The following is an 11,829-nucleotide window of genomic DNA, read 5'->3' as shown; positions in this document are numbered from 1 at the left end:
TACCGAAGGGGACGATCATCGCCAGGATCGCTCGCCAGATGCGCGTTCACACAAAGGGAGGCATGCACCGTGACGAATGAAGACATCGGGACGCTGAACAGTGCCAAATTGGTCGACCATTTGGATATCGATTCACTGCCCCACGGGACGATCTCGCGTTTGCGCGTGGTTCTCACCCACGACGGCATGGGTCGCAACATCTGGGTACCGGTGCTGGTCTATCGCGGCGAACGGCCGGGCCCCACGTTCGGCATCACCGCCGCGTTGCACGGCAACGAAGTCAACGGTATCCCCGTCATTCACCGCTTGTTCGCCAAACTGGATCGAAGCCTGCGCGGCACCGTGGTCGCCGTCCCCGTGGTCAACGTGCCCGGTTTCAACGCGCGGACACGCGCCTTCACGGACCGCAAGGACCTCAACAACATCATGCCCGGCCGTCCCGACGGCAACGATTCGAGCGTGTACGCCCATCGGTTCAGCGAGCGCATCGTTCGCCACTTCAACTATCTGGTCGATCTACACACCGCCAGCTTCGGACGCATCAACAGCCTGTACGTCCGCGCGGACATGACGGACCAGACCACCGCCCAAATGGCCTATCTCCAGCGACCACAGATTATTTTGCACAACCCACCGTCCGACGGCACCTTGAGGGGTCACGCGATGTCGATGGGGATCCCGGCGATTACGGTGGAAATCGGCAACCCTCACCGGTTTCAGCAGGAGTACATCCGGCTGTCCTTGGCCGGGCTGCGCGCCGTGTTGAGCGAGGTGGGTATGATGCGCAAGCGCCACCGGGCCTTGGGGCCGGCACCGGTGCTGTGCGAGAACTCATACTGGATCTACACCGATCACGGCGGTCTTTTGGAAGTGTTCCCCAATGTCACCGAAGAGGTGAAAACCAACCAGGTGATCGCCCGGCTGACGAACGTGTTCGGGGACGTCACGCGCGAGTACCGGGCACCCCAGGACGGAATCGTCATCGGCAAGAGTGTGGAGCCGGTGGGTCAGACCGGCGCCCGTATTCTGCACCTGGGTCTGACCGCCGACTCGAAATCGCTGGCGCTGTTCCGCAGGCGCGAAGAAGACGAGTGATCGATACGGCCCGGTCATGCCCCTTTTCGTCGCAATCGCGGTTTTTTTCTCCCCGATCGGGTAAACCTGGCTAGAATCAGGCCCAAACACCATTACTTCCGATCGGAGGCTCCCCATGTCCCGCGGCAAAGGCAAAGGTCCCCGTTGGTGGCCGATGCTCATCCTATGGCCCATCATCATCGCGTTCGTGATCCTGCTCGAAGTGGCCGGTGAGGCGATCTCGCTCCAGCCCCAGTTCCACCGCGCCTTGAGCGTGGTCATCGGCCTGTTTCTCACTCTTTGTTGGTTGCTCTTCTTTTCGAGGATCCCCTGGCGAATGCGCCTGGGCGCCCTGGCAGGTTGCGCCGTCTTCGTGGTCCTGCTCAACGCGGCGTTCGAGATTCACCCCAGCGGGGACATGGTTCCCCAATTCCGTCCGCGCTGGCAAAGCACCGAAACGGTCAAGACGCGTTCGCAGACGGAGGAGACCACTGCGGCCGTGGCCGCTTACCCCCAATTCCAGGGACCGAATCGCGATGCCAAATTGACCGATATCCATCTGGACCGCGCCTGGGACACGCACCCGCCCGAACTTCTGTGGCGCCAACCGATCGATCCGGCCTGGTCGGCCTTCTCGATCCAGGGCAACCTGGCGGTCACCCAAGTTCAGCGGGGCGAATCGGAGTGCGTCATCGCCCTGGACCTCGCCACGGGTAAGGAAGCGTGGTCCCATTGCGAAGCGGGCCGGCACGCGACCCCGATCGGCGGTACCGGGCCCCGCGCCACCCCCACCATCCACGGAGACCGCGTTCTGGCCATGGGTTGCCTGGGCAACCTGGTTTGCCTACAGCTCGCGGACGGGAAAAAGATCTGGTCGCGTCAGGTCTTCCAGGAACTCGGAACCCAACCCCCGGAATGGGGCTCCAGCGCTTCACCGCTCGTGGTCGACGACCGGGTCGTGGTCAGCCTCGGCATCGGCGATGCCGGCACGCTGGCCGCCTACGAGCTCGACGACGGTGGCCCGGTCTGGACGGCCTCCGGCGATTCGAGCGCCTTCAGCTCGCCGGCCCTGTTGCAATTGGACGGTGTCGATCAATTGGTCATGTTCGCACAAAAAATGGTCTACGGTTTCGATCCCGCAACCGGCGGCACGCTGTGGTCGTTCCCCTGGCCCACCTTCCAACCGACGGTTTCCATTCCGATCACGATCGACGCCACCCACCTGCTGGTCTCCAGCGGCTACGGAATCGGCGCAAGCCTGCTCCAACTCAGCCGCGAAAACGACCAATGGCAGGCTACAGAGGTGTGGCACAACCGCTTCCTGAAATCGAAATTCGCGGTCATGATCGAACACGAAGGCTTCGTGTACGGTATCGACGAAGGCATCATGGTCTGCATCGACCCGAACACCGGGGAACGGCGCTGGAAGGGCGGCCGCTACGGTCACGGTCAAATGCTCCTGGTGGGGGACCTGCTTCTGGTCTCGTCGGAAAAAGGCGAGCTGGTGCTGATCGATCCCAAACCGGAAGCACTCACGGAACTACACCGCGTCAAGGCCCTCAACGGAAAAAGCTGGAATCCACCATCGTTGGCCGGCGACCTGTTACTGGTGCGCAACGCTCGTGAAGCCGCGTGTTTCCGGGTGAAATTGCGGGAGAACCCATCCGGCGAGGCGGGCACCGAGACGCCGGAACAGCCGGCGGAACCGCAGCCTACCTCGGCGGAAGAGCAGCAGCCGAACGACAGTGAATCTTCCGGAGGTTGATCGCCGCGGTGGAGGTTCGCCGAAAATGGCCTCGAATGCCAGACGTTCGCGCCACCCACAACAGGACACCGATCCAAATCCGCAACGACTGATTTCGAGGAACCTCATTGGCAAGCGTCAACAAACTACTCCGCGAAACCGCACGAGCACTTTCGCAGCTCGCCCACCTCGTCCGTGACTATCATCGTCGGGGCGATTCGGCCACCTCTTCTTGTTGGACTCAATCGCCCCAACGCTTCTTCTCCGCGGTCACAATCATCGCGCTCCTTGTCGGAATCGTCATCGAGTTCATGCTGCTCTCGAAGCCGTTTCCGATATGGCTGCCCGACATCGTCAAGGGCCTCTTTCTTTCGCCCCCCGCCTTTTTCGGGTACATGTGTGCAGCTCGATATCGGGCCGCCCGCAAACAGCCGGCTTCTCCCGGATCGATCGGCCAGGATAAGGTCATCGCCCAATGCTTCGTGCCGTTGCTGTATGCGGCCGCTGCGTTGGGCCTTTCGTGGTCGATGCTGCAGTACGGGTTCTCCGCCCGGTCCCTTCCCATCGGAGAGGATTTCCACGTGATCCGGCTCGCTTCGATGGTGATGACACGAGTTCAGCACGCCGCTTTCTACACGGTCATTGCACTGATCGCATGGTTCGCCTTTTCCTTTTTTCAGAAGGCTCGGCCCATTTGGATCATGGGCAAAGCCTTCTTTACCATCCAGCTCTCGTTGTGGATGATCCACCTTCTCGCCGGAATCGCTACCGGTTTTATTTCACGGATCACCTCATTCGCGAAGCCCGGCGCCCCACACGGCGGCATGCGGCTCATGCATTTCGAGCGGGCAACGCACGACCACATCGCCAACAGTACGATCGAGTTCATTCTTTACGTGCTGGTCGTGGGTCTCGTCTACGCGGCGTACAAACGACGCATGGCCGGCGAGCGCAACTCGGCAAAGTCTCGAGATCAACCGTCCAAGCCGCCGCCGATACCCAAGGGGCCAGATATCGAGCCTGAACCTGCGCCACCGCCACCGCCGATTCCCGGATCTCGGTGACCGTCGCGCGAAACACACGACACAGCACAGTCGCCGCTCAGGCCGAGGGCCGGTTTGCCGAAGGTCCGGAACACCGAACATCGGCCTTCGACACACAGAATTCTCAGGATAGGAACCAATCGAAGCGAGCCGATTCGGAAAGCCCGCATGCGCGCAAGAGACGTAAAGCATGTAGGTTGAGCACGGTCGGTATAGCAGCTTGCCATACCGGCCGTGCTCAACCAATCGAAGCGACCTGGCATAGTTCGAAATCAATCATTGAGAGATCCGGAGACCCGACTTTTCTGCTTCGCTCTTTTTCCGCTCGATCTTCCGAAGCCCGGCCTGCTTCACCCCGAGACCAAAAAATTCACTTCCGCTCAACAGGCTTTTACCGCTCGATCTTCCGAAGCTTGGCCTGCTTCCACATGTTCAGCCGGCGGCTGAACCTACCGGGCACGACGGATCTCTCGCCATTCGGGCACTCCAAACGGATTCGTTTCAAGAGAGAGGCGCAGTCGGGATTTTTCCGCCGCTGTGGCAGGACGTGGCTACGCGGCGAGGAGATAGTCTCGGCCCTCGCGGTATCCTCTCTCTTCCAAGTGTGCGGAAATCAGGTCGCGGGCTCCTCGATTGCCCACGTAAGCCAGCACGAACGTGTCCCCGGGATCGGGCAGGGACTCTTTGTCCCAAACCGGAACGCCGCCGATGCGTTGGCCCACCTTGCGGGGATCGATGTCGATGAACGCCGCGATGGTGACCCCGAACTCCGCCAAAAAGGCGGCGCGCTTGCGCGTGGTGCGTCCCGCACCCCACACGGCGACGCGACGATGGGGGCCGGCTTCCTCGCACAAATAACGAGCCAGGTATTCGGCCTTGCAGCGGTAGAAGGCAGTTTCGGAGTAGCGCGGATGAACGCGGGACAGCCGGTCTTCCCGCTCGCGCCAGGTCACCAGCTCACGAGGGAGTTTGGCCATGCGCACGCCGCGATCCAGCCAGCGCAGCCAGAGTTCGTAGTCCTCGGGAAAGTCGCCATCGCGGTAGCCACCGAATCGGGTTACGCATTCGCGGCGGAACATCACGGTGGGATGAATCAGCGGCGTTTCCACGAAGCGTTTCAGACGAATGTCGCGGGGATCGACGAGGCCGTTGGTCCAATCCACGAACAGCGCGAACCCGCGATTCACGGCCGCATCGCCGCCGTAGGCGACCTGCGAGGCCACCAGACCCAGCTCGGGGTCGGCCTCGAGGACCTGGCGCTGGAGAGCCAAGCGTTCGGGCAGGCAGAGATCGTCGGCGTCCATCCGGGCGATCAAGGGCGCTCGTGCCGCGGCGAGGCCGGCATTCAGGGCGCTCACGATGCCGCCGTGTGCCAGGGAGATCACGCGGATGCGACGGTCGTGCCGCGCGGCTTCGGCCAGGATGGAGGGAGTGGCGTCGGTGGAACCGTCATCCACAACGACGAGCTCGAAGTTCGACTCGGTCTGGTTCAGCAGGCAATCCAGCGTTTCAGGTAGGAACGGCATGCCGTTGTAAACCGGCATGACAACGGAAATCGCGGGGCCATCCGCCATTCCGGTCAGCCGTTTTCGTTTTTCATTTCGTTTTGGGGTTTGCGGGTCCACTTGGTAGTTCGGCCCAGGGCGGGAATGCCGATATAGCCCCGAACATTGAGGGCGCCGTCGCTGGAAAGCTCCATGCGGCACTTGTAGGTTTTGCCTTTCTCGGGGTCGTAGATCTTGCCGCCGGACCACTCACCTTCCTCGAACGTGAAACCGGTCATGATTTCCAAACCCACGATGGGACGATTCCGCAACTTCTTCTTGCCGTTTTCGCGGTCGACCTTGGGCTGACCGGCCATTTCGTCGTCGGCAGCGTAAATCGGTTCCTTGAGCCAGATGATCTTGCCGCAATATTGCTCGCCACACTTGAAAATTTCCACTTTGGAATCGTCGTTATCGGTAAACCAGACGCCAACGATCGCATCGCCGTCTTCAGCCCAGGCGGGTGAAAACGACGCCAGCGCGGCCAGCACAAACACCCATCCGATCTTTTTCGCTTGATCACTCATTGCCATGTTCTCTATCCCCTCTGTATCGAGATGCACCGACAGCTTCGGCCCAACGACGAGACGGCGCGTCGGTAAACCGCGCGCCGTCCATTGTCAGATCCTATCTGGTTAACCGGAAGCTCGGTTCAGATATTTCTTTCTTAAAACTTCCGACTCGCGGACATGCCGATCAACCAGGCTTCGCCGTTGGACACTTCCGAGGGAAGCACGCCGTCCTCGAGCTGTTGGTCGGGAATGGTGCGGTCCTTGAGCTGCAGGTAGTTGATGCCCAAATCGAAGGTCCAGACACCGGGCTTGTAGCGAACGCCCACGGCGTAGACGATGCGGTCGTTGGTGGGCAACCGGTAGTCCAGGTTCTCTTCGCGAATCGGAGAGTCGTCGTAGATGAAGCCGGTTTGTATGTCGAAGGCCTCGTTGAGCATGAACTCGTAGCCGATGCTCCACTTCCAGGCATCGCGCCAATCTTCGACGGACACGCTTTCGGTCACGGCGGCACCGAGTCCGGGGATGACGACGATCGGACGATCGAACTCGAGGCGAATCTCCTTGAAGGATTCCCAACCGGTGTAGACCGCGCCGAGCCCCAGGCTCCATCTCTTGGAGGGCGCCCGATAGGACGCACCCAAGAACACGAACGCCGGCAGGTCCAACTCGGCGACGCCGGGCGAATCCATGAAGAAGCCGTCGGGCAAACCATCGGGGCGCTCGAAGTTGACCACCCCGTTGTCCACTTCCTGGTTGACCTCGCTGAAGTAGGACACCCCGAACGACCACCGTTCACTGGCCTTGTAAAATGCGGAGACATCGAAGCCATAACCCAGGGAGTCACCGTTGATGGATTCGTAGACGTCGTAGGTATCGGTGTCGGGGTTGTTGGGCGGCAGCCCCAACAGTGCACCGGCATCCGTGGCACTTTCCAGGGTGACGTCCATGTACATGGCGCGAATCCCGAATGCCAGGGAGAACTTGTCGTTGACCTTCCAGGCGATATTGGGATTGATTTCCATCGTGACAATCTCGGCGTTGTAACTGTTGTAGCGGCCGGGAAAATCTCGCTCGAACTCGGAAGAGAGGCCGAAGCGCGAACCGACGGTCAAACCCAGCCACAAATTGTTGCGCAGGGGGCGACTGTAGTAGATGTGGGGCGGGGCGAACAACTTTTCTTCGGTATTCGCCTTGGAGGTGTTCCCGGTGTAGATATTGGTCAGTTCCACATCCGCATCGGGGGAGATCAAGGTCACGCCGAACATGAACTCCGCGTCTTTAAGTTCGGTAATGCCGGCGGGGTTGTAAAAAAGGGTGGCGACATCATCGCCGTGGGCGGTCAGACCGCCGAGGACATGTCCCCGAGCACTGCTTTGGTAAAGGGCGAAACCGGCGCCGTAAAGCGAGGACCCAAATGTCAAAAGCAGCAACAGGACAAGCCCCAATAAATGTCGATTCACGCTCATTAATTCCTCCAGATATCAATACAGATATCGAAAAAAACAAAAATTCATGCAATCGCCGATGTGGATCAGCAGCATGAGGGAGCGATCGCAATACCGCGATCGGCAGGTTTCCCAAGTCGACCGTTCCCGGTGAGCACAACGGTACATGGTATTTCCGAAAGTGGCGAAGCTGGAAAATGTCCCTCATTTAACCACCTGACGGTGGAATTTCCTAGAGTTTTCCGCGGCAAAACACGTTGAACCGCACGGGTTTGCATCAGGAAAAAGGCCTGGCAGGTGCGATTGGAAAAATCGAGGAAATGGAAAAGGAGAGAGCGAGTGCGAAACGCCATCGAAAAGCCGTTACGGGAAGATTGGGGCGAGCGACGGAAAGCGTCATCGCCGAAAGGTCAAGAATTGAGGAACCGTTCAGTCATCATAACGCATAGATCGCGCTTCTGTCTTGAAAACCCGCAGAAAACCTGACAAATGGATCATTCCAGGCCGAATTTCCCCATTTTTGATGGATTTTCCCCGGAAAGCAGATCGCAGGGCACCGCATGGGGCCTCGGCCGGATCCTAGGTGATTGGTCGTGGTTTCATTTCAGATGGTGACGTCGATGGGTCTCGTCGGATCTTGGGTCGAGAGCGGCTGGGTCGCGGGCTGCGCTTCCTCTACAGACTCGGTCGTTGCCGAACTCCCTCGATTGGCCGACGCACGCTGCCCCCTCTCTCCCTTCGATCGATGATACCGATCATCGGCAAAGGGCGATGAGTCCTGTCCGGAGCGACGCTCACGGTTCTCCTCTCGATGGTCGTGGCCGTCCTCGCGTACTTCGAATCGTTCGAATTCGATGCCCTGTTCGCGCATGCGCTGTTCCAGTTCGGCCTGATGCTCGCGAATCAACGCGGCTGTCTTGGCGGATTTGGCCTCCACTTGGGCTTGGAGCTGATCTCCCTCCATTTTGACCTGAACGCGGACCTCACCCAGTTCGGCCGGTTTGAGCTGAACACTCACGGATTTGGGTCGCACCAGGTAGGCCTCTTCCAGACCTTCTTCCAACTGTTGGAACATGGGTTGGGGCAGGCTTTGCTCTCCACCTGCAGCCGATTTGCCAATGTCACCGGTTTGGGCGGCCTGTTGGGTCGCTTGGTTTTGGACTGCCGCGAAATGGGTGGCATCTCCTCCGGCGACCCGCTGCCCGACGCTGCGGCCGGTTTGCGCCAACGGCGATTCCCCTCGTTGGCCGAGGGATTCACCGAATCCGTTGCCGCCCATCGGCGAATCACCTGCCGGCGTTCGCTGGGCGACGGTCGGCGCATCTCGAAGCACGGATCGTCGATCCGGTTCGCGCCGGCGGTCGGCGGCTTTGAGTTCTTCAGCCTTCGTTTCGGCTTTCGCCGCGGCGCCACTCACTTCCACCGACTTGCTCATCCGGTTGGTGGTGCCTTCGGCCACGCCTACCTTGGCCTTCTCCAATTTGCCGGAATCGACGGAAAACCGTTGGCGCGATTCACTCGAGGTTTCCGCTTCGCCGGATTTCCGAGTCGCCGAATCGGTGACATGTTTGGCGTCGGGTTGAAGGTCGGGACGCTGTCTCACGATACCTCGATGATCGGTGGACCGCGAAGCCTCGCGAATCCCGGCTTTCCGTTCGGCGGGCACCGGTGATTCGGTGGGCTCGCCGGCGATACCGTCTTTGAGCGAAGCCGAGGATTTCCCCACATTCGACTTGGGGCTCGAATCTTTGCCGTCCGCCGTGGTCTGCCCTGTTCCCTTGACTCGAGTGGGAATCGCGGTCTTTTCGTAGCGGACTTCGGTGACCTTTGCCCCATGAGATTGCAGGAATTCGGGTTTCCCGGACGATGTTTCGCCGCCTTCGGCCGCAGTCCGGGTCGCCAAACCATTGACCGCACCCGCGCCCAACTTGGCCGCAAGCGTTTTCGGTGTGGACTCGCCTCTGTCGGAGGGTTTGATCGCCAAACGGGCATCATGAGGCGATGGATCCGAAGTTTTGACCGACCCCCGCGCCTTGGCCGCCTTCTCACCTTTTCCGATTTCGAAGATCGAATCGGCGTTCTTGTCGGACGCCACCTTCGCGGAAGTCCCGGCAAACCGGCCGAGGTCCTCGTTCGCGGATCGTCCGGTCAACCCACGCACGGCGTGCCGGCGCGATGCCGGAGTGTCGCCGGCGTTGGCAGTCACATTTCTGCCCAGCGGTTGGTCAGGGGCTTCCTTGCCAGCCGTTGGGAACGCACTGCCAGAATCTCGGTGTCCGGTGGAGACGCCTACTTTCGCATTGGCCTCGCCTCGTTGCGTGGCTGGGACTTCAGCAGCCGTGGAATTCTTTGTCTTCTTGCCCGCGGTTGCGGCGACGGCCTCTCCCGTGGCGGTAGCGCCGGCCTTGCCGTTCTCGGCGCCACCCATCTGCATTGCCGCCTGTTTTTTCGCTTTGGCGATCAAGGTGTCGAGGGCCTCTTGGTTCGCTCCGGCCTTTTTGCTCTGTACCGGATCTTCCTTCCCAAACGCAGGCAGGGTTTCTCCGCCCTTCTTTCCACCCGCCGCAGGTTCCGCTTTCGCTTTCTCAGACGGATTCGACACGGCCGCGGATTTGTGCTCCTGCTTCGCGGAAAGTTCGCTCAGCGGCAGGGGTGCCGGACCCTTCTTGTCACTGGCCTTGGATTTCTCATCACCGGCATCCGATGGGCTCTCCTCACCAAATCCGGCCATCGCTTTCTTGAGCAGTGATTCCAAATGGCCAGGTAATTGTGCCTCGTCCAAGTCCAACTTGGCGAGGTCTTCTCGACTCAGGCCCTGAAGCAACTTCTTCAACTTGGCCAAAACATCCTCGGCGGTCACGGTACCGCGTTTGACCACCTTGAAGGAACTCCCCTCGAGCGGCGTTCCAAGACCGAGCCTCTTGCCCGGCTCCTTGCCGGCCTTGCCGCCAACGCCGCCCAGTCCGGCAATTTTTTCGCCTTTGCCACCAGGCCCGGCACTTTTTACCCCGGCCTTGACCGCGCCGTCCAACAAACCGAAGAAAAAACCCTTTGCCGTTTTTCCCGCTTTTCCTTTCTTACCGAACAGGCCTTTGAGCCCGGCACCTTCGGAATCTTGAGCAGAAATCATCATGAACCACACTCCTCAGGGGCAGCGAAACGATCGCTCCCGTGAATCGAGGCTTGGTCATTCCCTTGGCAAGCCAACACAAACAAAACAGATCCAGCACGTTGCGGTTTCATCGACAAAAAGGGAACCCGCCGGACTGGCTGTAAAAGAACATCTTTGGGATTCCGTCCCTGGAATCGCGGGTGATAAGTAGGGATTCAGCCTACCGACGACGCGTCCCGATCGAAGCGAAACAAAGCCCGATCACGCGAGGTCCACCGGAAGGTGGCGTCTGCGCTCAATCACCTGTGATCAATTGGTTTCTTCAAGTTTGCCGGTACCAATGGCGGCGTGAATCGTAGCAGCAATTCGTTTGCCAGATTCGCCGAGTTCGGCGACTTCATCGATCAGCTTGGCCGACTTCTTTTTCTTCATGCGTTTGACCAGTGCCACCGCCACCCGCGGCTCCTGATTGAAGAGCTTGATGAAATCCGGAGCGGCCACCTTGGGACGGCGCGATTCGTAGTGCTGAACCAATTGGATGGGGATCGCGAACTCGCCCTGATTCTGCTGGTACTGGTTGACCAGCTCCTGCATCGATTCTTCCTTGGTGCTGATGGCTTCATCCTGGTTCTTCAACTCTTCCAACAACATTTCGATGCGCCGCTTCTGCTTGCTCACCACTTCGCGTTCTTGGTTGATGGCCTGTTCGGCCTCGCGCAAACTGCGCAGGGAAACTTCCTTGGTCGCCTTTTGCTGTTCGGTCAGCAGCTCTTCGGCGGCATCCTCGGTGCCTTCGGAGGCCGCCGGCTTGTCGGGTTCGGCTGGCGGATCCTCCTGGGACCAAACACCACCGCCGCTCCAAAACAGAAGCGCTCCGCCAAAAATCATCAACCACCGACACGTGACGTTCACCCTTTGTTCCCCCGTTTGAGCAAATCGATTTCCTCGATTTCTTTTTGGAAGGTACGTTCCACTTCTTCCTGATGCACCTGCTGTTGATAATCCTTGAGCTTCTCGATCGCTTTCTCTTCCTTCATGCGCCGCGAGAGGTTCTTCTTCTCGACTTCCAACTTTTCCTTCAGTTCCTCGCGGCGCTCGATGAGTTCGGCCTCGCGTTTCTTCAAGTTCGCCTGATAGTTACTGGTGAGCTGGTGCCAAAAATGAAGATTGGCGTCCTGACCGGCCAAAAAGTGAAACGAGCGATCGAACTCTTCCTTGGTCTGCTCCAACTCCTGTTGGTTCTTGTTGACCTTGGCGCGGGCGATCGCGACCTCGCGTTCGGCCATCTTTTTGTGAAGGCCGCGAACCTTGAGCACGCTTTCCAGCCGAAAATCGAATTTCTTCATGGTGGGGAC

Annotated in this window: 9 protein-coding genes; 3 read left to right on the top strand and 6 right to left on the bottom strand. The window is 59.6% G+C overall.

Annotated features, from left to right (window positions below; all coding sequences use genetic code 11):
- The first annotated feature begins 69 nt into the window (after window positions 1-69).
- From J3U87_RS06140 to J3U87_RS06130, 3 genes are all read left to right on the top strand, one after another.
- Window positions 70-1,095: a succinylglutamate desuccinylase/aspartoacylase family protein gene (locus tag J3U87_RS06140; protein ID WP_237382151.1), complete on the top strand. Its 1,026-nt coding sequence runs from the start codon at window positions 70-72 to the stop codon at window positions 1,093-1,095.
- Between the two features lie 115 nt (window positions 1,096-1,210).
- Window positions 1,211-2,839, top strand: a complete 1,629-nt coding sequence (locus J3U87_RS06135; protein ID WP_237382150.1) for a PQQ-binding-like beta-propeller repeat protein — start codon at window positions 1,211-1,213, stop codon at window positions 2,837-2,839.
- Window positions 2,840-3,399: 560 nt separating this feature from the next.
- Window positions 3,400-3,882 carry a hypothetical protein gene (locus tag J3U87_RS06130; RefSeq protein ID WP_237382149.1) on the top strand — a complete coding sequence of 161 codons (483 nt, stop codon included), beginning with the start codon at window positions 3,400-3,402 and terminating at the stop codon, window positions 3,880-3,882.
- A gap of 530 nt (window positions 3,883-4,412) precedes the next feature.
- Here the strand turns inward: J3U87_RS06130 and J3U87_RS06125 are convergent.
- From J3U87_RS06125 to J3U87_RS06100, 6 genes are all read right to left on the bottom strand, one after another.
- Window positions 4,413-5,435 carry a glycosyltransferase gene (locus J3U87_RS06125; protein WP_272932467.1) on the bottom strand — a complete coding sequence of 341 codons (1,023 nt, stop codon included), beginning with the start codon at window positions 5,433-5,435 and terminating at the stop codon, window positions 4,413-4,415.
- Window positions 5,436-5,440: 5 nt separating this feature from the next.
- A complete protein-coding gene (locus tag J3U87_RS06120; protein ID WP_237382147.1) occupies window positions 5,441-5,932 on the bottom strand; it encodes a DUF2147 domain-containing protein in 492 nt (163 codons plus the stop codon).
- A gap of 140 nt (window positions 5,933-6,072) precedes the next feature.
- Window positions 6,073-7,383: an OmpP1/FadL family transporter gene (locus J3U87_RS06115; protein ID WP_237382146.1), complete on the bottom strand. Its 1,311-nt coding sequence runs from the start codon at window positions 7,381-7,383 to the stop codon at window positions 6,073-6,075.
- 583 nt (window positions 7,384-7,966) lie between these two features.
- Entirely contained in the window at window positions 7,967-10,495 is a 2,529-nt protein-coding gene (locus tag J3U87_RS06110; RefSeq protein WP_237382145.1) for a flagellar hook-length control protein FliK, read from the bottom strand.
- A gap of 288 nt (window positions 10,496-10,783) precedes the next feature.
- Entirely contained in the window at window positions 10,784-11,362 is a 579-nt protein-coding gene (locus J3U87_RS06105; RefSeq protein WP_237382144.1) for a hypothetical protein, read from the bottom strand.
- Window positions 11,363-11,382: 20 nt separating this feature from the next.
- Window positions 11,383-11,820, bottom strand: a complete 438-nt coding sequence (locus J3U87_RS06100; RefSeq protein WP_237382143.1) for a flagellar export protein FliJ — start codon at window positions 11,818-11,820, stop codon at window positions 11,383-11,385.
- Window positions 11,821-11,829 lie beyond the last annotated feature (9 nt).

Source organism: Sulfidibacter corallicola, assembly GCF_017498545.1.
Taxonomy (GTDB): Bacteria; Acidobacteriota; Holophagae; order Acanthopleuribacterales; family Acanthopleuribacteraceae; genus Sulfidibacter; species Sulfidibacter corallicola.
This window is presented reverse-complemented; position numbering and strand designations above follow the sequence as displayed.